General features: G+C 42.4%; 20 protein-coding genes. 3 read left to right on the top strand and 17 right to left on the bottom strand.

Going from position 1 to position 24655, the window contains the following annotated elements:
• Positions 1-12: 12 nt before the first annotated feature.
• A complete protein-coding gene (locus tag SGI98_04230) occupies positions 13-1608 on the top strand; it encodes a glycosyltransferase family 39 protein (GenBank protein MDZ4742610.1) in 1596 nt (531 codons plus the stop codon).
• A gap of 73 nt (positions 1609-1681) precedes the next feature.
• Here SGI98_04230 and SGI98_04225 read toward each other — a convergent pair whose 3' ends face one another.
• From SGI98_04225 to SGI98_04165, 13 genes are all read right to left on the bottom strand, one after another.
• Positions 1682-2491, bottom strand: a complete 810-nt coding sequence (locus SGI98_04225) for a class I SAM-dependent methyltransferase (protein ID MDZ4742609.1) — start codon at positions 2489-2491, stop codon at positions 1682-1684.
• Entirely contained in the window at positions 2481-3437 is a 957-nt protein-coding gene (locus tag SGI98_04220; GenBank protein ID MDZ4742608.1) for a glycosyltransferase family 2 protein, read from the bottom strand. The genes SGI98_04225 and SGI98_04220 overlap by 11 nt, the downstream gene beginning before the upstream one ends.
• Before the next feature lie 110 nt (positions 3438-3547).
• On the bottom strand, positions 3548-5170 hold the full coding sequence (locus SGI98_04215; GenBank protein MDZ4742607.1) for a hypothetical protein: 1623 nt from the start codon (positions 5168-5170) through the stop codon (positions 3548-3550).
• A gap of 9 nt (positions 5171-5179) precedes the next feature.
• A complete protein-coding gene (locus SGI98_04210) occupies positions 5180-6541 on the bottom strand; it encodes an aspartate aminotransferase family protein (protein ID MDZ4742606.1) in 1362 nt (453 codons plus the stop codon).
• Positions 6542-6550: 9 nt separating this feature from the next.
• Positions 6551-7207: a radical SAM protein gene (locus tag SGI98_04205; GenBank protein ID MDZ4742605.1), complete on the bottom strand. Its 657-nt coding sequence runs from the start codon at positions 7205-7207 to the stop codon at positions 6551-6553.
• A 5-nt stretch (positions 7208-7212) separates the two neighbouring features.
• Positions 7213-8625 carry a glycosyltransferase gene (locus SGI98_04200; protein ID MDZ4742604.1) on the bottom strand — a complete coding sequence of 471 codons (1413 nt, stop codon included), beginning with the start codon at positions 8623-8625 and terminating at the stop codon, positions 7213-7215.
• Positions 8626-8635: 10 nt separating this feature from the next.
• Positions 8636-9415 (bottom strand): methyltransferase domain-containing protein, encoded by a 780-nt coding sequence (locus SGI98_04195; GenBank protein ID MDZ4742603.1) that lies wholly within the window; start codon positions 9413-9415, stop codon positions 8636-8638.
• An 8-nt stretch (positions 9416-9423) separates the two neighbouring features.
• Positions 9424-10938 carry a hypothetical protein gene (locus SGI98_04190; GenBank protein ID MDZ4742602.1) on the bottom strand — a complete coding sequence of 505 codons (1515 nt, stop codon included), beginning with the start codon at positions 10936-10938 and terminating at the stop codon, positions 9424-9426.
• 268 nt (positions 10939-11206) lie between these two features.
• Positions 11207-11605 (bottom strand): prepilin-type N-terminal cleavage/methylation domain-containing protein, encoded by a 399-nt coding sequence (locus tag SGI98_04185; protein MDZ4742601.1) that lies wholly within the window; start codon positions 11603-11605, stop codon positions 11207-11209.
• A gap of 116 nt (positions 11606-11721) precedes the next feature.
• Positions 11722-13668, bottom strand: coding sequence for an O-antigen ligase family protein (locus SGI98_04180; protein MDZ4742600.1), 1947 nt, complete (start codon positions 13666-13668; stop codon positions 11722-11724).
• A complete protein-coding gene (locus SGI98_04175; protein MDZ4742599.1) occupies positions 13665-15686 on the bottom strand; it encodes an O-antigen ligase family protein in 2022 nt (673 codons plus the stop codon). Before SGI98_04175 ends, SGI98_04180 begins: the two co-directional genes overlap by 4 nt.
• Positions 15676-17070 (bottom strand): sugar transferase, encoded by a 1395-nt coding sequence (locus tag SGI98_04170; protein MDZ4742598.1) that lies wholly within the window; start codon positions 17068-17070, stop codon positions 15676-15678. The genes SGI98_04175 and SGI98_04170 overlap by 11 nt, the downstream gene beginning before the upstream one ends.
• Positions 17071-17077: 7 nt before the next feature.
• A complete protein-coding gene (locus tag SGI98_04165; protein MDZ4742597.1) occupies positions 17078-18190 on the bottom strand; it encodes a glycosyltransferase in 1113 nt (370 codons plus the stop codon).
• A 47-nt stretch (positions 18191-18237) separates the two neighbouring features.
• Here SGI98_04165 and tyrS point away from each other — a divergent pair, with 47 nt between their 5' ends.
• Positions 18238-19413, top strand: a complete 1176-nt coding sequence (tyrS, locus tag SGI98_04160; GenBank protein ID MDZ4742596.1) for a tyrosine--tRNA ligase — start codon at positions 18238-18240, stop codon at positions 19411-19413.
• Here tyrS and SGI98_04155 read toward each other — a convergent pair.
• The 4 genes from SGI98_04155 to rsmA are packed head-to-tail and all read right to left on the bottom strand — an operon-like array spanning position 19410 to position 22876.
• Positions 19410-20642 carry a hypothetical protein gene (locus SGI98_04155; protein MDZ4742595.1) on the bottom strand — a complete coding sequence of 411 codons (1233 nt, stop codon included), beginning with the start codon at positions 20640-20642 and terminating at the stop codon, positions 19410-19412. The genes tyrS and SGI98_04155 overlap by 4 nt on opposite strands.
• Before the next feature lie 47 nt (positions 20643-20689).
• Positions 20690-21412, bottom strand: coding sequence for a type I 3-dehydroquinate dehydratase (locus SGI98_04150; protein ID MDZ4742594.1), 723 nt, complete (start codon positions 21410-21412; stop codon positions 20690-20692).
• Positions 21413-21467: 55 nt separating this feature from the next.
• A complete protein-coding gene (locus SGI98_04145) occupies positions 21468-21998 on the bottom strand; it encodes an NUDIX domain-containing protein (GenBank protein ID MDZ4742593.1) in 531 nt (176 codons plus the stop codon).
• A gap of 53 nt (positions 21999-22051) precedes the next feature.
• Positions 22052-22876: a 16S rRNA (adenine(1518)-N(6)/adenine(1519)-N(6))-dimethyltransferase RsmA gene (gene rsmA / locus SGI98_04140; protein ID MDZ4742592.1), complete on the bottom strand. Its 825-nt coding sequence runs from the start codon at positions 22874-22876 to the stop codon at positions 22052-22054.
• A gap of 60 nt (positions 22877-22936) precedes the next feature.
• On the opposite strand from rsmA, the gene SGI98_04135 reads away from it, so the two are divergent.
• A complete protein-coding gene (locus SGI98_04135; GenBank protein ID MDZ4742591.1) occupies positions 22937-24598 on the top strand; it encodes a hypothetical protein in 1662 nt (553 codons plus the stop codon).
• The last annotated feature ends 57 nt before the right edge of the window (positions 24599-24655 follow it).

Genomic DNA, 24655 nt, shown 5'->3' with positions numbered 1-24655 from the left:
TGCGGTAAAAATATGCATAAAAATATTGTAGGAATACTATCAAAATACTCTCGTATTATAGACTTTGGATTAATAAGTGCAGCAGTTTTATTGGCCTTCTCTTCATTAATTCTTCAATATAAATTGATTACGACACCATTGCCCCTTGAGATTAGGGAAGGGCTAATGCCTTTGGTGACAGGGATCATATTGGATGGTTATAGTCCATATCAAAAAGAGTTTTTACCTTTATATTTAAATGTCTATGGGTTGGGTTATAATCTGGTTTCTGCATGTTTTGCCCTTATTTTTGGGAATACTTTTCTCGTTCATAGAACAGTCACTGCTATATCAATCTTGCTCCTTACTCTCCTTACCTGGACTGTGATCAGAAGGCTGCATGTGTCTCTGGTTTATACGATAGCAGCAAGTTGTATTCTTTATGCGATTTTAGTCGGACAATATTCCAATGCGGCAAGGCCTGATTATCTAGGCGCTCTCTTTTTTTGGTCGAGCATCTATTTAGCAGGATTTCATCAAAACCGAATAAAAGTACTCCTTTTGAGCGTTATTTTAGGAGTAGCAGCATTCTATACAAAACCCTATTTCGGTCTTTTCATGCCAGCTGTGACAATGGGTCTTTTGTGTGTAGGACAGAGAATTAATGCGATAATATATTTGATCTGTAGTATATTATTATTGATATTAACCGGCATATTTTTTCAAAGTCAATGGCCGGCATATTTCTACTCGACCATACAAATACACTTAAATACAAATGAGGCTTCGACAGCCCATTTAATTCCACAAATAAGAGATTATGTTGTTATTCATTGGGGATTAATAGTGATTTTAATATGTGGATTATATTTAATTTATGTAAAAGTGAACAGAGGTATCAGTGGAAGGATTTTATTACGCCACTGGAAAAGTAAATTCTATTCCAAAAGTTACGGAATTTATAATAGTTTATATTACATTATTATCATTTTTATTTTTCTCTGTTGTGCGAGTATTTGGCTCAGTAGAAATACTGGCAATTATCTGATATACTTTATTCAGCTTTGTTCTCCCGTGTTGATAGTCACGAGTATTTACTTTTCTGATAAATATAATCGTCTTCTTGGAAAACTTATTCTCACTTTTTATATAGTTTTTCTGCAAATGGATATGCCAAATGTGCCCGTATATTCTCAACAGTATGATGAAGAAATCAGAAGTTTAATTAATGATAAATCACTTTTGTGCTCTAGTTTGGCTTATTATTCATTAACTACACAAGCTGACATTTATAATGCTGGGTCTACCGAATATTTTTATTCACCATTGATCAATTCCAGTGAGAACCAATTTATTAATGAACGGCTTATTGTTTCAAAATTTGAACACGGGATTATAGAAAATATAAAAAACAAGGTCTATGAAAAAGCCTTTGTTGAAAGTAGTTACCCGTCCTTAATGCCGAAAAATATTCAGGATGCATTAATGGCGAATTATCGTTCAAATCGGACATACTTTATTCCTTTCCATTATTCATACTGGAGAAATAGAAGTTTATTTGGTTCTGGTGAAATTAGTATTACCATTTGGGAACCTATAACAAACACTAGAGATGCGACCTTCAAATAGTGGGTATTATTGTGAATATGTCTATTTTCTACGCATACCTTTCGCAAAATGTACTACACGCGAAATATTGTCACTACTTTCTTGCAGCCAATGCTATGTTCCAACCGAAACGTTTAACAAATGGTATTTTTTTAACGAGAAGATCAAATCGCTCAAGTTTATAATAGAGTGGACGTAAACGTTTTTCTTCCAATACGATTTTCTTCCAATATCTTTGATCGTTTGGATGGATTTTTTCAATAAGGTAGAAACGTAAAAAAATCCACAAACTAAAAAACCAAAAAGTTTCATAATCTAGATGGCTGAACTTTGCCCGGATAGAATCAATGATATTGATGGAAAGCGGATGTTCATCAATTGTACGTACTTTTGTAGCCATTCTCCTGTATATATTAATGATTGGATTATGGCACAATGGGTCCCAAGTGCACATAAATCCTCCAGGTTTGAGTACGCGGTGAATTTCATGGATCGCAGTAGGTGTATCTACATGGTGTAAAGTATTGGCTGCATAGACTACATCGAAAGCATCATTCTCAAATGTGATATTCATTGCATCCATCTTGTGGGTATCGATTTTAACGCCATATTTTTTAGCTAAACGATTTGTTTTTTCTAACATTCCTTCAGAAATGTCCGTGGCAGTAACATTTGCTCCCTGAAGTGCAAAATAGATGCTGTTTTCTCCAGCACCACAACCTAATTCTAAAATACGTTTGCCTTGAAGATTTCCCAAAAATGAAATTAGATATCTGTTTTCGGGACTTGTAGATCCTGTGAAGGATGAAATTACATCAATTTCCTCCTCATTAATTTCTGAAGCCCAACGATCGTGGAAATCAGCTTCTGAACTAATTTTTTGAATGCCGTATTTATTTTTCACTAGTTATATTCCTTGTGTCTGAAAGCAAATAAAGTGGACGTCCTTTTACTTGTTCAAAAATCTTTCCCACATAGAGTCCTACGATTCCGAGAGACACTAAAATCACCCCTGAGAATATGCAAAGCAAAATCACAAGTGAAGCCCATCCTGGTACTGTAATTTTCAGTATGAGAGACTTATAAAGAGTCAAAAGAGAATAACTGATACCTAGTATTACTACCAAACATCCTGAGCTCATCACGATATAGAGAGGAAATGTAGAAAACGAGGTAATTGCATTCCAGGAAAAGGACAACATTTTAATTAATGGATATTTGCTTTTACCTATGGGGCGGCTAGGTCGGTCGAAATCAAGAATTGCCTGCTTAAATCCAATCCAAACAACCATGCCCCTTAAAAACCTGTGGAGTTCTTTCATTTCCTTCAAGGCATCAATTGATTTGCGATTCATTAATCTAAAATCCCCAACATTTGATGGGAGTTCTGCCTGTATAACTTTTTTCATTATCCAATAAAATATTTTTGCAGTAAAAAGCTTGAAGAGTGTCTCGCCATCTCTTAATCGTCTTCTAGCGAGTACAATATCATAGCCCTCTTCTTGGGCTTTTTGCATCATAGGTAATATCATGTCAAACGGGTCTTGCAAATCTCCATCCATAACAACTACATATTCACCAGTGGAATAATCAATACCAGCGGTAAGGGCAATCTGATGTCCAAAATTACGGCTAAGGTGTAATACTTTTAATGTCGGCAGATTCTCTGACAGCTGGTCAAGTAAAGTTGATGTATTATCTTTGCTGCCATCATTGACGATGATGAATTCAAGAGGTGAATCAAAATGTGATTTGAAATCATAGATCTTTTGAATTAGGAGGGGTAATACATCTTGCTCATTGTATAGGGGAATAACAATAGAGAGTAATGGGAGCTCCTTCTTTAACATTAATAGAATATACAGTATTTAGAATGGTGGATTCAAGTGCGAAGTATAACCGTGAGTTGAATCATCTTTATGATGCTTGCCTTTCATTGTTAAATGGTGGATTAACTTGATCATTTAAAGGATTTAGGCTGCTTACTGCGATAGAAACTTTCCAAGTATAAAATCTTTCTGGTAAGAGAGGCTTTTACTTCTGAGTTTTTCTCAAGGACATATTTGATTCTCAGTGCTTCAAGAGAATGGGGATTTAGATCGAGAGACTTTTGGCTGTAGACGTAAGCCTGGTCATAAGCTCCTAATATGAAATGACATATGGCCGAATAAATCAGGAAATCTTCATTCTCAGGAAAAAGGCGTGTTCCCTCCATGGAATAAATTGATGCCCTGTGGTAATCATGTTTATTGTAAAAGAATTTAGTTAGAGAGAATAATGCTTTTGCATCTGGCCGGATTGATAATTGGTGTGTCCACAGAGAAAAAGAGTTTCTCCAGATATGGGCTTGGGCATGTGACAATGTGCACAGAAGGACCGTGATGCAAAGTCCTGAAGATAAGAGTAGGACGGAGGCAAACCTCTTGCGAGTGGCGAGAAATTCTGAATCAAATGCACGAATAAAAAAGTACCCGATGGCTAAGGAAAATACGACCGATGGCAAATAAGAAAAACGGTCGGCTACCTCTTGGGATCCGATTTGGAAAAATCCAAGTACAGGGGAGAGAGTAATGACATAAAATGCCAGTGCTAACCGGGATGTCCGATTGGCCAGTTTGAGCACTAAAAAAAACAGGAGTCCTGAGGCTACTCCACTGATTACAACGAGTTCGCGAACAGTAGGGTCTGCCATGCCGTAATGATAGATGACTGCTAACTTAACGGGGAAAAGAGTTTTTTCGAAATAAAATCCGAGTCCGTAGAACCCCGTAATGAGACGGTCAAAAAGAGTAACATCATTAAAATCCGGCCTCATTTCTGCTGTAGCAGCCAATGTCATGAGACAGATGAATAGTGAGAAAAAAAACAGGGGAATCTTTTCGCGGACGATAAGAATCCAATCACGACGTGCCATGGCACAATCAAGTAATAATAGGCAGACAGGCAGTGTGATAGCCATGGGTTTTGAGAGTCCACTCAGAATGAAGAATGCGAAACAAAAGAGATAATGCCTGTCCGCATAATAATTCCTTGGGGCACCATGTAGTTTTAGGTGATGGAGGTATAATAAGTAAGAGTGTATGGACAGAAGGTAGAAAAAAGTAAAGAGGACATCTTTTAACTCGATGACCCAGGCGACAGATTCCACCCTGAGTGGGTGGATTCCCCAGAACAAGGCACCTGCCCATGACGCGATGATAATTATTTTTGTGTGGTTAATACGGGGAATAGATATTTCAAATAAAAGGTAAATGAGACGCCAGACAATGAAGGTATTACACACATGGAGGAGGGTATTGAGTAGATGGTAGGGAAGGGGATTAAATTTAAAGAGCTGGTAAAGAATAGCAAATGAGAGATTTGTCAGGGGGATCCAGTTTCCATAAAGGGATCCTGTAAAATACCATTTTATATTTTCCCAGCTAAGTTCTTTTAGATGTGGATTTTCCAGAATTAATGGAAGATCGTCCAAATTAACAAAATCAAAAAAAATGGTTTGTGCATATATCGAGCCCAGACAGATGAGCATGATCACGGACAATCCGATACAGGGCAGCCTTAAAATCCTATTTTTTGATGGCATCTGTGTGATTTAGATTCCTTTGAGAAACTCTGAAAATCCGGTTAATGCCTGGGGATGAATGTTATAGGGAGGGCTCAGGCTAATCACATTATGTTTCAAGCCGCCATTTAGGAGGATATAACCCTTTTGTAATCCCTCCATCATAATCTCCACAGCTTTGGAGGGGGCAGGAGTCCCCTTCTCATTAACAATCTCGATTCCCCACATTAAGCCTTTTCCCCTGACATCGCCTGTAAAAGATAGTTCATTAATTTTTGTCATGGAATCCCTGAGGAGCTCCGCCGTATGGGCAATTTGTTTCAGGATAACCGGGTCACGATGGAGCGTAATGCTTTTTAATGCCATGGCACAGGCAATGGGATTGCCTAAAAAAGTGCTGGTATGAAGTGCTTCGCCGGTCGATTCCGGCCACGCCTGATCCATTAGAGGCGCCTTACCCACACATGCTGATAATGGCAAACCACCTGTAAGGGATTTGCCCAGGCAAATCATATCAGGAACGACTGTTTGGCCATCACAATCCTCACAAGCAAAAAACGATCCCGTGCGGTTGAAACCAGTGTAAATCTCATCAAAAATCAAGGGTATTTGATATTTATCCGCCATCGTCCGGAGCAGGGGTAAAAACCATACGGGAGGAATGACCTCGCCCCCCCTCCCTTGGATCGGCTCAACAATAATTGCGCCTGTGAGCGATTTTTTTAATAATCTTTCAATCTTTTTGAAAAATTCATTCATAAAATCATTAGTCGAGTAAGTTGGCTTTTTTCCAATGGAGCAATGGTGTCCTTGTGGATAAGGCAGGAAATCTGCAAAATCTGCTATAATCTTTTTGAAGGGACTGCGGAATTCTGGCCAGCCTGTCACATCCAAGGCCCCAAAACCTAAACCGTGATAACTACCGGAAAAAGCCAGAACACGTTTTTTCCCGGTCAATAGATGAGCTGTTTTTAAAGCAGCTTCTACCGCCTCGAAACCGGAATTACAAAGAATGGTTTTTCCATGAATCTTCGAGTTAGACCCGCGAGTCCATTTTTCAAAAGTGATTTCAGAGAGTTTTTGACAGAGTGTCACTTTTAATTCAGAGGGATGGACATCCCCCATCGCATGGACCAAGTCCCTGCTTTGGAGTCGCAGGTCGCCAGTTATTTGGGGGTTTGTGTGTCCAAGGGTCGCCACTCCAAATGCAGATGTGAAATCAACATAGCGGTTCCCGTCAACATCCCAGATATTTGCATTTTTAGCTTTGCTCCAGAAGACAGGGAAACCCTTACTGACAAATGTAATATTACGCGACTCATATTTTCTTAACTTGAGTGCAAGTTTTTTTGAGAGGGGTCCCGGTATGGATGTTTTGATTTTTGGGAGCATGGCTTCTGGTCAAACTCCTTTTTGATTAGGGGGCCAAATGAATTTGTGAAGCTGGAGTTGAAAACGCACAGGCAAGTCGTCTGCAAGAATCCACTCAACAATCTCTTTCGGATCAATTTTACCGAAAATGGGCGAAAATAATATAGTCCCTACCTTGTCCGGTAGTTTCCAGAAATCAATCTGTTCCCTCGCCCATTCATAGTCCTCCCGAGAACCGATAACAAACTTCAACTCGTCTTTTTTGGCGAGAAAAGCAATATTGGCGTAAAGATTCTTTGCGGATTCTCCGCTTGAGGGGCATTTAAGATCCATAATAATATGAACACGGGGGTCGATCGGCGAAATATCAATCGAACCACTTGTTTCTATCAGGACAGTTTTTCCCGCTTCACAGAGATTTCCCATTAATTCAAGGACGTTTTTTTGTAAAAGGGGTTCTCCACCAGTGACTTCCACAAGTGAACAATTAAATGATAGAATCTTTTCCTGAACCTCTGGTAAACCGGTTTTTTTCCCCTCATAAAAGGCATAGGATGTGTCACAGTAACTGCAACGCAAATTGCATGCGGTCAATCGGACAAAGACACAGGGCAGTCCCGCCCAAGTGCTTTCGCCTTGGATACTGTGATAGATTTCATTTATAACTAACGTGGTTGTTGGGGACATAATGATTAAATGAATTTAAAACGGAGTGCTCCGTATACAAGCATTTTGAGGAGCATCCAGCCATGCCTCCAGCGGTTGATATTGGTTTGCCCATAAACCCTGTCATGGTAACGGATGGGAATATCCAAGATTTTTAAGTTTTTCTGCCGTGCAAAGTACAGGAACTCAAAATCACCAAAGGGATCTTTCAGTCTGAGGTCTGCCTCATCTTTGGCAAAGTCTAAATAGGACTCCCTGAAAAAAACTTTTGTTCCACATAATGTGTCTTTAACGGGTTGACCCAGAATCCAACTGAATCCAATACTGAAAAATTTATTTGCACACATATTCAGGAACCGCATGGCGTGGTTGTCCATCGGATAAACAAGGCGTACCCCGTTGGCAAATTCAGCTTTTCCAGTCGCCAAGAGTTCGTAAAACTTCGGGAGGTCTTCTGGAGCCACAGTCAAATCAGCATCCAGGATCATAATGACATCCCCCGTAGCCTTGGCAATTGCCTCACGCACGGCATTAGCTTTTCCCTTGCCCGTCTGTTTCATGGACGATACTGTTAAATCATTCCTTTTATCTAGATTCTTTTGAATTTCTTCCCAAGTATTGTCTGTGGAGTTGCCTTCGATAAAAATCACTTCGGATCGAGTGCCCATGACAGGGATTCGTTCAACGGCGGAACAGATATTCCCCGCTTCATTTCGGGCAGGTACAATTACAGTCACAGAATACTCTTTACGGGTGTAAAACGGAATACGCGGGCGACATACGATGAATGTCGTCAAACAGAAATGCTGGAGTAGAGGTGCGATCCACCGGTTGAGTATAGGGCCAATAACAGGCAATGGCATGAGTATCCGGTTCTCGATGGTAACATTTTCCCAGTCAGAGAGATTGAGTAAATTTAGCACATCATTCACACTTAACCAGTTGCCGGGTGGTTCTGGATTTTTTAAACCTAAATGATTAGCTAGATTGATGAGCGGATACCAAAGTGTGTTAACAGAATTGATCATTAATCTGGTATTTGAATGACTCATACTGTGAAGTGATTGTAATAACAACTGTATATCACCTACATAATTTAATGTATCAGAAATGAGTATTACATCAAATTTACCATCTAAATTTAAATATTCTGCCGCCTGACAATAAAAGCGCCCATCAGGTATTTTCTTTTTGGCAATATCAACTTGTGTTTCTGAGATGTCCACTCCACTCATTCTTTTGTAGGACAGTAACTTTAAAAGTAAACCTTGTCCTGACCCAATTTCAAGTATGTCATGCTCATGATGAATAAGTCGTTTATAGTATTGAGCAATCAATTGTCTGTAATAATAACTTAAATATGGAGGAGGGGATGATAACTGGTTATAGTGCTTCGAAATCTTGTTAAGATACGCAGATAATTTAATATTTCGATTCATCACGTGCATATCATTTTGTCATGACAATGAGCATGCGTGTTGCAATTAACTTTTTGAAAAAGTGTGGGATTTTTTCAATCGCACGCAGAAAAGCCGCACTTTTCCAAGGAAAGAGTTTCCTTCCTGTGAATCCTCCAGATACCATATAATCCGCTGCGACAAGCAATTTTACATTAATTCTACTCCACTCTTCAAATGTGTCATGATATTCATTCTTTTGGAAAATTCTCCAAGCGTTCCCTTGTGCAGCATAATATTCTAATTGGGATGTTTTTCCAATAACGGCATTTCTATCAATAGTTAAGTTAAGCCCGAGCGGTTCATGATGAAAATGCCCATAGATAAATTTTCCCAATAAACTCATAGCCGGTTCCAATATAATTAGTTTTCCAGAGGGCAAAAGTTTATTATATATTTCAGATAATGCACAATAGGGGTACTTTAAATGATGAAAAACATCGACCATTATAACTGTAGATAAACTACCATCAGAGTACGACAGTCCATAAACATTTTCGATTTTATCCGCATAAACTGTTTTTGAATAATCTGAGGTAACACACTGAGGAATAATATCTTTGATTTTTGATATACCCGAACCAACTTCCAATATTGTTCCTCCTTGTATTTTGTGTATTTCATCTTTAATCAGACTGAAAAAGTGATAATAAGTTTCTCTTAATAATGGTCTATCATGCCATGCCCTGTCATGTATTTTTAATAATTCGTTTAAGTTAGTGAAATCTCTTATTTCATCGATTAAGGCATTATTTTTAGGAGACTTAAACATAGTAGTGATTAATTATTATGGGGCTGTAGTAATTTACTATCAATCTCTTTTACCACATTATCTTGATGATTGTTTAAAAGTTTTTTTACGATAGAGATGCGTGGCAAAAACAATGTTGATTGGGGGTAACTTTGGTATCCTCGAGTATAATAATCTAAGGCTTTCTGTGGATTCTTTTGCGTCATTGAATAATCTCCGAGTACGAGATAGGGCAGTGGGTGTGGACGAACGTTTATCTGATGATTCCACAAAGTATAGGGGGTTTCCCATAACATAATTTGTTTAGAACAAAGAAATGTATAGATAAAAAAAATGACGGATGATAATAATAAAATTTTATATTTAGCACAGAGTATGAAATGATTGTTCGTTACAGTTCTCACTTTCATCCGAGGAGAGGATATGTAATGGACGAGTTTAATACCTGCGATTCCAAAACCAAGATATAACGGTAAAGTCGGAAAATAAGAAAAACGATCAGCATATTCTTGAATCCAAGTTTGCATAATTCCGATTACTGGCAATAAAGTGATAATATAAAATATAACAGATGCCTTAACAAAACGGTTTCCTTTCAGAAACAGTATTGTTAAAAGTAACACGGATGCCAGACCGGAAATAAAAATATAGATAAAATAATCAGGTTTATGACCTTCATAATAGTAAACCGGAACCAAGTTGAGAGGAAATAAGGTCTTTTCAAGGTAAAAACCAAGTCCAGAGCAAGCATTGATAATTCGAATGGATAAACTTAATTCGTTAGTATCAGGTAAAGTGGTTGGTCTTGTTAATATTTGAATGTATGAAAATAAGACAGATAATATAAAGAAGGGAATCTTTTCCATTATGGCTCTCTTATAATCGTTCCTTTTATATAGATAATCGACAATAAGAAATACAAAGGGAAGTGTGACGGCCATTCCTTTTGATAATAATGATAATATCATCATTAAGATGGATAATAAGTAAAAGCGATTTAGTAGAAAAGAATCAGTTTTTGATTTAAGAAGATTCGATATGTACTTAAGATAAAAAATAATGCTGAACAGACAAAAAAACATAAATAGAACATCTTTACGGGCTGAAACCCATGCTACGGCTTCTACCCTAAATGGATGGTTCGCCCATAACAATGATGATATGGCTGCAAATATTGCATTAAGATAGGACTTATTACTTTGAGGATAAAACTTTTCCAAAAGAATGAAAAATATATAAAAAACCAGAACTGCATTACATGCATGAAAAATAATATTAGTAAGATGGAATCCTGGCGCATTAAGTCCGTATAGATGATAGTCCAAGGAAAAACTCGCAAACGTCAATGGTATCCAATTAGACATGACGACAGTGGTAATAGAATGATAAAAAGTTTTTAGAGGGTGCAAATAGATCAAGGGATTCTCTTCAATGAATCTTGGGTCATCAAAATTGATAAAGCCAAAACCTGTTGTTGGTAGCCATTGAATGAAGGTCGCAGTGAAAATAACTATAGATAAAACAATCAATTTATTCTGATTCATGAATTTATTTATTATCTTTTCAAAGTGCTCAAATGATTGGAAAGTTATTACTATCCTAGGTGCAATTATGCCAGATTTCCATATCTTCAGCAAGGACACATGTTAAAGCCATATTTTGATTCAGGAAATCACGAATTTATAATTTTTCAGTTACCGAAAGTATAATGATCTGCCTAGATGAACCCCTCTATTTGAAATTATCGGAGAGTTATAAACATAAAAAAACCCCAGCAATTGCTGGGGTTTTTTGTAGTAATGTGTATTTATATTAATCATTCCAGAAAGAAACAGGAATAATCGATGTATCTGCGAATTCAGCTCTAATGGCTGTTGTAGCAGAGAGTTTTGATCCAACCGGAATCGATGAATATTGGGCGGAGAAATCCATTCCGGATATAGCAGACTGCCCAGAAGCGATTTTGCTGCCTGTTTTGAAGTAACCAGTGATACTTGTCCATAAGATATTAGCAGTACCAGATAGACCACTTTCAATGGCATATTGGTCTGCAGCCGATTCAATGATACGGATATCATTTTTAACGGATGTGGCCAATGAACGTTGACGTGCGCGAAGGAAGTTCGGCACGGCGATCGCTGCGAGCAATGCGATGATTGCTACCACGATCATGATTTCGACGAGCGTGAACCCTGATTGTTTGTTCTTCATATGTTTAGTCCTGTTTGTTTTTTTATGTTTATGTATGGCTATATTATTAGCTATAACTATTAGATAATGGTTAAAATCATCAGATAAGTCAACATAAATATCTCATTGACAGCAGGTCACTTAGAGAGAAAAAGTGTTTCAAAGGTATTCATTATCTCGATTTTATTTGATTGTATTAAAAGTTGACGGCCTTCATCGGCTCGTCCTGTGAAGTACTTTTTGGCAGCACTATAGAGTTCAGGATCTTCAATTTTCGCTTGTTCAGCAAGAATTTTTGCTTTTTTGAGGTCCCCTCTATTTACTAGATAATCAGCATAAAAAAGCTTAAGTAAAGGTGAATGCGGATACGCTGATAAGGCCTGTCCATAAAGACTTTTAATTTTTTGATTATCGGAGGGCTGGTCAGTGGACTCATGGAGACGGGCAAGAATCACGAGGTGATCTACCCCATTAATTCTATTTTGGGCGGCAAGGGTGAATGACTCCAATGCTTTTGGTTTTTCATTTTGGGAAAGAAACAATTTTCCCCGTAAAAATGCGGCCCGCCAATTTTCAGGATTGATACTCAAAGAGTTGTTCAGGCATTCAATGGCTTGGATATTTGAATCATGGGTCGAGAGTACAAAACCCTTTGCATAATCAAGTTGAGAGATTGTTTTTTTGATTTGATAGAGAGTTCCTATCACTAAGAAGATAGAAACAAATACCCCAAAGGTTATCATCAGTTTTGGCAGGGAAGATGAAGGGGCTTCCCGTTTTATGTTCGTGTGACAAGTCCACAAGCCGAGAATCAAAAAGAACAAAGAACCATTTGATGCCCAGCGCCAAGAAAATCCACTGGTAAGACTAGAAGCCAAAAAACCAATGAGGGCGGAAAGGATCATATTGGAAACGGGGCCCGAGTGGCCGGTTCCGAGTTTGCGAGAAGAGAATAAAACTACCCCGATGAAACAACCGCAGAGAATCAGGCCAATGGCCCCATTTTCCGCCAGGATCTGAAAGAATTCATTATGAGCCCTCTCCGCGCCGAGAGTTGAGAGTGTGGGAGCGATTTGGGAATAACCGGGTGAAGCTGATAATGCCACTTGGTTAGGGAAATAATTTTTTCCAAAAGCTCCTGTCCCCACACCAGCAATGGGATTATTCATAAACATATTCATACAGACACGCATTAAAAACAGACGGTAACCGATCGAACCCTCCTCGTTTTTCATGAGGCGCTTTTGAATGGTCACATTAGTATCCATCCCCTTTAGCGCAGTATAGGAGAGCATCTGTATGGTGATTGTAGAGATGATGATTAAAAAGAATATGGTCCAAGCTTTCCATCTTTGTTTGAGTTGGTGCTGTCTGTATCCAAGAAAAAGAAGACAGGCCAGAGAAAATACGATTCCTAAAATGGGGGAGCGGTGGGATGTTTGGAAGATCGCTAATGTCGCAAAAAATAAACCTCCCCCCCACAGGGCTTTTTGGCGGGTGGACTCAGCATATAAGAAGAGCCCGGTAATGATTGCCCATCCTGGCACGAGGTATTCACCAGCACTCAGGCGTACGGTGTTGAGTAGAATGTTTGGACAGTATAAATTATTTTCGATGGATTTTAAGAGCAGGTAAATCGATGCCGCTAGTGTGGATAACGAGATAATCACAAGAACATTTTTCTGATATTGGATTTTCCCATCGAAAGCAAGTTTTGTGAAAATAAAGAGGGATAGATAGCCTAACCAAAGAATACAATAAGAAGTTCCTGCAACCGTGTGCCCATTCACCAGCAGACTCACCCATTGCCAAATAAGGATGGCTAAGCCGAATATGACCGCATTCCGGAAGGAGGGTTGCTGAAATATTCCAAACAATTTGCGCCGTGCCTGCCTAATGGCGAGGATGTACACGGATAACGAGGCCAAGACCAAGGCCAATATGGTCTCACGAATGACTTGGGATTCACCCACGTCAGCAATCCTCCAGACCAAATCAGGCGGTGAAAACCAAAAGAGCCCGACGACCAGACAACAAAGTACCGCAGGGATTACTTTATCAGAGTATGGCAGGGCTAGATTCATGGACTTTCCCAAGGATTGCTTGTTCCGTCATTAAATAAACTGGGGAGTTTTTTGTTTTTGGGATGGGTATTAAAATAATATACTGAGAGGGGCCCGTAATATCCCGTAGGGATTTCATAAAGTTCCTGATACGTGATCCCTTGTTTTTTTCCGGTAAACATTTCTTTAAATACTTTTTGGGTAACACGGGTAGCTTCAGGATGAAGATTTAAAGCTTGTTGCCAAGTCTGGGAATTAGCCGGTAATGACTCGTTTTCCTGAATGGCAGCTTTTATTGTGAATAAAAACCATGAGTCTGGGAAAATATGGAGTCCCTCATCGATGCGGGACAGCGCATCATCCCTTTTGCCTTGTAGATAAAGGGAGAAAGCTTCACTCGCCAGGAGATTTGATGAGAAAAGTCCTAAATCTTGGGCTTCACGCCAGAAATGGGAAGATTCAGGCTGTTTAAGATTACCGTGCTCGGCCATGGCATTGGCGATTGCAAAATAAAAATAATGATAATAAGGGTCTGCCGTGACGAGTTGTTTATACTTATTAAGTTCTTTAGAATAAGTGGCTTGTGGCAGCTTTTTGCTGATTTGAATGAGATAGAAATAATTCAAAAGACGCTGGGTTTTCATGGTAGAGAACAGAACGAGGCATGACACGCCTACAGCCAGAACCGATAAAAGTTTTAAGTGGCTGTTTTTTAGGAGTGAAGCGGGGAGTTTCCATTCTGCCGATATTAATACGCCCGCAATGACATACCACATTCCGGTCGTCACAAGCCGGGGACTGAAAGAACTGGCCAGTCCGCTGATTGTGATCGCAAGTAAGCCCCAGCTCCCCACCAAAAGCACAATGTTATTTTGTTTCCATCCTGCGTATGATAAGCGAAGGGGGAAAAAAACAAAAAATACGGCCCAGAGGGTGAGGCCAATGATGCCTAATTCGCCCGCAACTTGTGCGGGTTCACAATGGGCGCGTGAGATTTGTTTATCTTCGGTTTTTTTTGCATATTTCTGGAATCCTGCATCAACAATCGCCTTTGAATATTCAGGAAAAACCAAGGGATATGTTCCTTGGCCTGTGCCGAAGAGCCAATTATCTTTCCATTGAAAAAAAGATACGAGGACACCATTGATCCGGTAATGAAATGTGTCTTTGGCCTGGTCAATATTATAGGCTCTCCGAGAAGAGTCCCAGTTTTCGAGTCCTCCCGTCAATTTGCTGGGGGTAAGATAAAAGACCGTCGCTAAACAGAGAATGCCCCAAAAGAGGATAAGTTTTTTCCGGTAGTTTGGATATTTGATGTAACCTAATATCACGGACACTATGAGTGTGATCCATAATGCATATAATGGAGCTCTCTGGGCCATAATCAGTACCGAGATATACCCGAGAATCGCACAGACCCTCAAAAATACATGGTAACCATTATTCTGCAGTAACCCGTAAGCGGCTAAAAGGGGTATGGCCACGATGATCATCTCTCCTAAGAGGGAACGGTTCAGGTAGAATGTGATATAAGGGACGTAGCAGCCGTTGGCATAATAGGCATAGATGACGACCATGGATATGCAGGCGACCTGTGCCGCGATAAGCGTTATAACGGCCCGTTTGATTTGCTGAAATTCTCCCAAACAAATCGTCAAGGCAAAGGCCAGCGGCAAGTATCCGAGCCAAACCCTGATTTCCTTCCACCCAAAGCCTGCCTTGATCGACCATACTGTAGACAGAAGGGTCCATCCAATGTAGAGGGATAAAAACAGGAGAAAAAACTTGGTGCCACTCGGAAGTTGCCGAGGCTCCTTCGAAAGGAGAATACGGAATAAAACCAAGAGGCTTAGCAGTACAGTGAATAACTGGGCAAAAAATTCATAGTTAAGGAGTCCTGGGTAATAATTTGTCCCGTATAAATCGGAGTAATCAGCAAATAGATAAGATAACCAGTATCCCAGAAATAGAATGCTTGTGAGGACAATAAACAAAAGATCCGGGAGTCGCAGCGTTTTGAAATCCCCGTTAATTTTCATAATGTCCAAAATATTGGGTGAGTGTCAAAAGGATGATTTTTATATCCAACCATACCGACCAATTTTCGAAGTACTCAAGATCCGCCTCGATCCTCTTTTCCAAAGAGGTATTCCCGCGGTGCCCGCGCACTTGGGCTAGACCGGTTATACCCGGTTTATAAATATGACGAGGCATGTAATGGGGCACCTTTTCCTTGAAAAGATCGACAAAATAGGTCCGCTCGGGGCGAGGGCCGACCAAGCTCATTTCCCCTTTAATCACATTCCAGAATTGGGGCAATTCATCCAAGTTCCACTTCCTGAGCATATCACCGAGTTTTGTGATGCGGGGGTCATTGTCGACACCCAACCCAGCTTCTGAATCCTGTTGTTCAGCTCCGAACCTCATGGAACGAAATTTATACATGATAAATTTTTTCCCACCTCGACCGACCCGCTCCTGCCCAAAAATCACCGGTCCGGCGGAATCTGCTTTGATAAAAAGGGAAATAATCAGGGAGGGAATAATACTTAGTAAGAGTCCGGTGATCCCACCGATAAGATCGACCACCCGTTTAATGATACGGTTTGAGAGTTTATCCAAGGGCAAGTTCGTAACGGCAAGAACAGGCACTCCTTCGATATTGGAGAGTTCCATCCGCCCGAGCATGATCTCGAGGGGGTCGGGAATCAGTCCGATTTTAATGAGTTTCTGGTCAGCATAACGACAGAATTCAATACATTGCTGGGGGGGGATTTGGGACGTAAGGATGAGGACTTGGTCGATTGGTTTTATAATAAGGGATTTTTGATATTCATCATAGGAGCCCAGATGATATTCCTGGTATTCATCAGGGATTTGCCAGACTTGGAGCGTAAGGATGCCGGAAAGTTCCATCATGGGGAAGCGGCTATTGATCATGGATTCAGCTAAACGGTCAGTCATCGGGCTCCATCCGACAATCAGGGTTTTTCTTTTACTGAAAAGAGACCATTTCCTTTGAATGGCGCAAATAGAGTAACGACCTACAAAGAGCATGAATGAGATAGTGAATACTGATAAAATGAGGAACCCGCGTGAATAGGCTTGTTGTTGTGTCCGGATGAAAAAGGCCAGTGTAAACAGGGCGGCCAATGCGGCACAGGTGGATATAAATAATTTCGGTAGTAACATTGACCTCCCGGACATGAATTCAAGCCTGTAGAGACTAGAAATCTTTAATGAAAATAAAATAATGACCGTCATGACTGTGGATAAAAGTGCGTAGTTGGCTTGGACAGGAATCTGGTCTGTAAATGAGATGTCAGATGCCCTGAGGAAAAAGGCGAGACTGATACCCAAAAGGCACATCACCGTATCCACAAGCATCAGCACAGGCTCTAATTCTCTTTGGGACAATCTCATAAGACGGTTAATCGCTAAGATTTAGTCTGTTCTTGATAAAATGGCGAAGCTTTTTTTGGAATTCCGACCGCGCAAATTGTTTCGTGTGGCTGCGAAGGAGTTCGGGGGAGAATTCTCCAGCCATCTTCTCAAATTTTTCAATCGCACTCACCATTGATTCGGATGATTGGTGGGAAAACAAAATACCGGTTTTCCCGTCTATAACCGTATCTAGTATCCCCCCCCGCCCGAAAGCAATCACGGGAGCACCGCTGGCCATGGCTTCCACCGGGGCTATTCCGAAATCTTCTTCACCAGGGAATAAGAAGGCCTTGGCCCTAGCCATTAACGCGCGGACAGTGTGATTCTTTTGCCAGCCCATGAATGTCACGAGTGGGCCGGCCATTTTCTTTAAACGGTTAAGTTCTCCCCCTTGACCAATCACGACTAATGATTTTTTGAGCTCCGAACAGGCTTTGACGGCGATATCGACGCGTTTATAAGGGGTTAACTCACTGACGACCAGATAAAATGATTCCCGTTTTGCATGAGCATGGCACTCATGAATATCCACCGGTGGATGGATAACCGCATCGGTAGGCCTCTGATAATACTCTTCAATGCGACGGGATACAGCATTTGAGATAGCGACAAATGAATCAGGGGTCTGGGCGGCCTTAAAATCATACTCCCGAAGACGGGAAAAAATCCTCTTCGCGAATGAACGGTAAATAATGGGCAGGGAAGCCAGATAAATATCCTGCATCATCCATAAATATCGGGGGGGACTATAGCAGTAACAAAGGTGGAAACTGCCCGCAGGTTTCTTGACACCTTTAATCAGATTGGCATCACTGGAAATGAGCAAATCGCTGGCTGGCAAACTCATCCGTCCGATTGCTGTAGGAAAAAACGGGAGGTAAGCTCTAAAAAAACGGGGGGAACCGGGCAGCTTCTGGATGAGGGAATATTCAATGGCATGTTTCTTTAATCCCTCGGAGAGATTAGCTGAAATCCCAGCGATGGCATGAATGGGAGCATCCGGGAAAAGCCCGGCCATCGCCTCAAGGGTTTTTTCCCCTCCGCGCATGCTCATGAGCCAATGATGGGCGAATGTTACCTGTAATTGATCAAAAGTCATAAATGTGATTGTCACTTGCCAAGACTCATGATAAGCCGATTCCGTTTATGAAGTCACCACAAGAACAATTTGATATTTTACGCTCCGGAGCGACTGCGATTATTTCGGAAAATGAACTCCTTGAGAAACTCAAGGAAAACAGGCCGTTACGGGTGAAGTTGGGTTTTGATCCCAGTTCTCCGGACATCCATCTTGGTCATGCGCTTATCCTCGGCAAAATACGCCAATTCCAGGATTTGGGCCACCAAGCGGTGATTATTATCGGTGATTATACAGCCTTGATTGGTGATCCCACAGGGCGTTCGAAGACACGGCCGGCCCTTGAGCCCGAGCAAATTGCGCGGAATGCCCGGACATATCAGGAGCAGATATTTAAAATAATCGACCCCGAGAAAACGGAGATACGCCATAATAGCGAGTGGTTTTCGAAGATGACTTACGCCGATGTCCTCAAGCTGAATGGTCAAATGAATGTGGCCCGGATGATGGAACGGGATGATTTCAAGAAACGTTTTGAGTCCGGCATTAGTATCACCCTGACGGAGTTCCAGTATCCTCTCATGCAAGGTCATGACTCGGTCATGATCCGTTCTGATGTCGAGCTCGGCGGTAATGACCAGTTATTTAATAACCTCGTGGGAAGGGATCTCCAGCGGGATGATGGACAATCCTCACAAGTCGTCCTAGTCATGCCTATCCTCGAAGGCCTTGATGGGGTTCAAAAAATGAGTAAGTCACTCGATAATTATATCGGCGTGGCCGAGTCTCCCCAAAGTATGTTCGGTAAAGCCATGTCCATTTCTGATGACTTAATGGAACGTTGGTATCCATTATTAACGGGGGGTTCCATGCCAGCGCTAGAGCATCCCATGAAGAATAAAAAATGCCTCGCCCATGCTATTTGCGCAAAATATCATGGAATCATAGAGGCAGACGCGGCGTTAATGGATTTTGAAACCCGTTTTTCAAAAAAAGACCTTGCCTCGGCGGATCTGCCTGAAATGATCAACCCGACCACAAGTTTGGCGGTCTTGGAACTAGTGGAGCATGCCTATCATACAGTTTTTTCCCTGAAAAAATCCCGTGGCGATATTCGTAAACTGATATTACAGGGATCCGTACAGATCGACGGTGAGAAAATAACCGACCCTACATTAAAAGTGAACCTCAAATCAGGATCGATCCTCCGTCTTGATAAGACGCATGCCGTAAAAATCAGCTAGTTTTGGATCCCTGCGGTTGAACTCCGGGCAGTCCTTGCTTCTTCGATCAATGCGGTGATCTGGTCAGAACCCGGAAATTCTTTGAGTCCGTTGTTACCGGTTTCGATGGCCGCATCAAAATTTTTGGCGTTTATTTCGCTTTTCATTTCCTGGAGGATTTTATCGTGATTTCCTAGCAGGTTATTGATATTCCTTGTGCGTTCAAATTTTTGGAGTTCGGGCAGGTTAAGCATATTTTTGACTTCACTCATTTTTCCTGATCTGAATTTTAATTCCATTTGTTTGATGAAGTTGCCTTGTTTGCTGAGTTGGTCGAAAGGGGTTTGTTGTAGCCGGGTCAGTTCGGCCTGATAATCCCCCATTGCCAGTTTTGTTGATGCGACCTGGTTTTGGATAGTTTTAATGTCAGTATTGATTTTATTGACCATACCTTGCATGACATTGATCTGGCTTTTGAGGGTGGCAGCGTAGTTTGGGGAGGATGCTGACGAGGCCTTGGCCTTGGCTTCGTTAATCCGGGTGTTATTCTCCGCCTTGCTTTTTTCTAAGCTTACGATCTTGCCGTCGACAGCGGCGATCTCGATTTGTTTGCTCTTAATTTGTTTATCCAGCCACTCAATCATTTGTGACCCTGATTGATAATAGGCGATCGAGGCAGGATATTTTTTCTCAAGTTCTACAAACACCCGTTTCACCTCGGAAAAATTATTTTTTTGCTGGTGATCTAACAATTCATCATAGAGGAGATTAGCCTTTATGTCATAGGAGATAAATGTGGCTTCCGTAGGGGAAAGCCATTCGCCTCCCGTTTTGATCTCTCCTCTTGAGACCCTGAGCTGCTCCTCTTTGACGGGGGCAAGTGCCTGAGTGATACCGGGGATCATGGGTGATTGAGGGTAAGCCGTGATGAAATCTTCAGCAGCCTCGATCAGGTTATTATATTCCTTTAAGCTATAGGAATGGCGCGGGTGGATCACGAGCTTGGGCAGTTTTTTGAAAGCAATCTCGTCGTCAGAAATCTTTGTTTTTTTTGCAATATGGGATTTGGTGATTTGTGTTTGACCTTCGACTCCGTTAGATTCTTCAAGGTTAACAGTAAAAAAATCTTTATTTTCCGATACAATCGCCCCCCTCACGATCATCCCGTCCTTCAGCTCGAATACATAATAATCTCCAGCCCGCAGGATGCCGGCGACACAAAGGAATAATGCCAAGGGAATAATTGTCATTAGCAAAACGGGCGTAACCTTAGAAATGCGAGGGGATGAGGTTTGTCTCATTTTCCGGGGTGCCTCGTTTGCCGGATTTTCTTCAAAAGGTCAGCCCCGCGGATTTGGCCCGGTGCGGCTGGTTGATCGATGTATCCATAGTTCAAGAGGGAACCCCTCTTGGCCAGTCCGACACGCGATTCGGTCGCATACGCGCCCATGCCCATGAGGGAAACTGGTTTCTGTTGCTTTTCCATGAGCGAGAGTATACGGGTTAATTCCTTACGGGACTTGATGAATCCTGCGACCTTGGCAATGTCCGCCCCGGCCTTAAACATTTCATCTATTTTTTTCTGGATAAACTGGTTTTGCGGTAATTTTTCAAAATCGTGATAGGACAGGATGATGATTTTTCCCAGATTACGGAATGAGGCGATTTTCCCCGGGTCATTAGCTACAGCAAAAAGTTCCAAATCAATTAAATCCACATGGGGAAGAATCATCTCCAGAAAACCCAATCTCCAATTCAGGGGCCAAGTACACTTTCCCCCTTCTTGGTTAGACCGCAAAGTCGCAAGTATGGGTAACTTAATGACTTCGAGTAATTTGCATAACTGGGTAAAATGGCTCAAGAGTGATTTCGGCATTAGGTCCAGCCGTACTTCTATGATATCACAGTCTTTTGTTGTTGCTTGGGAGGCAATCTGTAACCCCTCAAATGTCGTCACACTCCCGACCACAAGGGGATGGGATTTCTTAAAGATATTCTTTTTGCTGACGGCCCGCGACATAGATTATGATTATTATAAAATGTAGCAGAACCGTAACGAATCCCAAGGCTCTTGGCTAACTTTTTTGTTGCCTTAGGTAAAGATTCCAAATGTAAACAAATGAGGGGGCAAATTGCACGGGATTTTCAGAGATCATTTTTTGAATATCATTTTGTGAAAAAAAACGGCCATCTTCGATTTCCTCGGCTTGTAACTGAAATGGGCCGTCATGGACCATTTCATATAGCCAGACGTGTTCCTGCTCAGTCTCCGGGCACGATTTTACCTTAAAGACCGGACGGATAGCCTTGGTCTGTGTTTCATCCAGTCCGATTTCCTCTTCGAGTTCACGGATGGCGGCTTCATAATAATCCTGACCGGTGGATAGATGACCGCTGCAGGAGCTGTCCCATGTCTGGGGATGATTCTTTTTTAGGCGTGAACGGAATTGCAGGAAAAGTTCGCCCTTGGAATTCCACACAAAGATATGAATAGCGCGGTGGTGCAATTTGCGTGCATGCACATCGGGTCTCGGGGCTTGGCCGATGACTTCGTCATTTTCATCGACGACATCAAAAATCTCGGTGGTTTGCTGGAGGTCACTCATATTTTTTCTAGAAAGATTTTACGGTCCGTGTCCATACGGGTCGTTTGGGTTGATTATTCTTTTAGTTTATTAAAGAGTTTAAACCAATCCTCGAGGCCTAATTCCTCGGCCCTCGCGAGGGGATTAAGACCGAGGGCGCTCAAGGTGGCTTCGATATCTTTGGGAGTGATTTGAGGGAGGATTTTGCGGAGCATTTTGCGTCGTTGCGAAAAACCCGTCCGGACAAGGCGGTCAAAGGCCTTATGATCCTCCGCAGCAATTTGCCCGGCATGGTCTGAGGGGCTCAGCCTGATCACGGCTGAGTCCACGTCTGGGGCGGGAAAAAACTGGGCACCTTTGAGTGTAAAAAGGTATTCCACCCTGAAACGCCATTGAATCATCACGGTCATGGCCCCATACGCTTTTGTCCGGGGTTTGGCCGAAAGTCTTTCAGCGAGTTCTTTCTGAACCGTTAAAATAACTGTTTGCGGTGGAGGCGTTGTCTGACAAAGGATCTCCAAAATCGGGGTGGTGATATTATAAGGGATATTGGCGACGAACCGTGCCCCAGGGTACCGCACGAATTGCGCAGGCAGAAGCTCCAAGGCATCCCCTTCGATCAGTTCGAGTTCGGGCCGATCCGCATATTTTTGACGCAGATAACCTGCCAGTCCGCGGTCCAGCTCGATCGTGGTCACGGGTGCATTTTGTGCGAGCAGGCTATCAGTCAGTGTGCCAAACCCCGGCCCGACTTCAATCAGCCGTTCCCCGGGGATGATCTGGGCGGCTTGGGCGATTTGTGTGAGTACGCCTTCGTCCAAAAGGAAATTCTGACCACGCGTTTTGGTGGCGCGTAGCCCGAGGGAAGTCATCAGGTCGATTAAATCATTTTTTTTCATGGAAAGGGTATTTTGGTATTGGAATTGAATTTTTCAGGATTTCCAGCTTATTCTTTGAGGATGAAGAAATTTTCCTACGCCGACCCGGATGGACGGCTTCAAGGCCCTTTTACTTTTGAGGAGCTTGAACACCGCTGTAAAATCGGGGCCATCGACGATAAAACCAAGGTCCGTCGGGACGGTGACATGGAGTGGAAATATTGGGAAGAGATTAAATTCCCCGCACAAGCCCCATCCGCAGGTGTCCCGGAGAAATCCGGCCAATCAAGTGCCACAGGCGCAGTCGAGACACCCAAACCCGTATTTGGCAAATTACCCTCGGCCCCCGTCCTGCCTAAAAAAGCCCCGTCAGAAGTCCCTACTAAAAAGGGGATGAATCTTATGGTGCCGATCGTCGTTTTACTGGTGATTGTCGGGTTACTATTTTTGTCCGGTGCCGGGTACTTTGTTTATCGTTCCGCCAAAGCTCCGAGTTCCACAGCCGATGACGAGATTAAAAACGATCAAAAATTTAATACGTCCTACCGGCAGTGGCATGAAGGCATGATCGCCCTGCTCGGACAGGCCCAGAACCCGTCTGCAAAGCTTCAAGACCCGAAGACGATGTCCCCCACAAACCAGGTTTCCCCATCTAAAATCGGGGTTTGGGATCGGTTCGCTAACCTGCCCGACACTTCGGCGGCTTTGGCTGCCATGAACCGCCGACTTCCCTCCCAATTAAAATGTACCCATATTAATCCGGTTTCTTTCCAGAAAAAACCCGACGGCGTATCAGTTCAATACATGGTGACTTTGGAGAGCAAAGAGGCGCTCTATCTGGTCCCCGTTGTCTTTGGGCAGACTGATGAGAAAAATGCGCAGTTGGCTAATCGTTATTCTAAATACTTGATTTATGCCTTGGATTTGCCAGCAGGAAAAATGTATTCGCCCGAGTATAAGACACTTGTATTAAAGGCTAATGAGCAGGTGACATTCCCTTGGACGGTTAATCTCGCTTCAAAAGCCGACGGGACATGGAAAATCCTCGATGCGGACGCGATTGCCTACCAGCGCGATCCGCAGTTCGAATTCCGGCTTTATCAAGAGTCGGGTAAAAACCCTGCCCCTGTCCTGCGTCCGGAATCCGAACTCATGGTGATGATCACCCAGAGACAACAGGCCTTTGAAGGGCTCGCGACCCAATTCAAACAAGTTAATGAATCAGTCTCCAGTTACCGTAAACAAGCCCAGTCACAAGCCCAAACCCAGGCAAAAGCTTATGTTCAGGAAAATGTCCCCATCCCGAGTGCCCCCCGCAAAACCCATGGCGGAGCGGGTAGCGGGACTCCGACGACCACGGGTATAGGGGCAGCGGCTGGTGCCGGACTCGGGGCAGGAATCGGGGCGTTGGCAGGCGGGGGAGAGGGTGCGGCCATAGGTGCCGGTGCCGGGTTTGTGGCAGGACTCATTGGTGGATTAATCAAAGGGTCCATGGATGAAGAAAATGCTTACCGCCAACAGCAATCCTATTACCAACAACAAATCCGACGCCGGGCCGCCGCTGAAAAACAAGTCACGTCCACTGCGCAAAAGGCTGCGAATGCAGCCGCGAACCGTTACCAGACAGAACTTTATAATCAAATGGAAGCAGCCATGCAGCAAATTGCCCAACAACATGACGCAGCCCTTTATGCCCGCTATCAGGTGAATGCCGTCGGCCTGCCTGCGACACCGGGGAAGTGACTTCGCGGCGGGTGAATAACACCATCAAAGTCCGCGTGCCGGGGTTCGATCAATCAA

It is taken from the genome of Verrucomicrobiota bacterium (assembly GCA_034440155.1).
GTDB lineage: Bacteria > Verrucomicrobiota > Verrucomicrobiia > JAWXBN01 > JAWXBN01 > JAWXBN01.
This window is presented reverse-complemented; position numbering and strand designations above follow the sequence as displayed.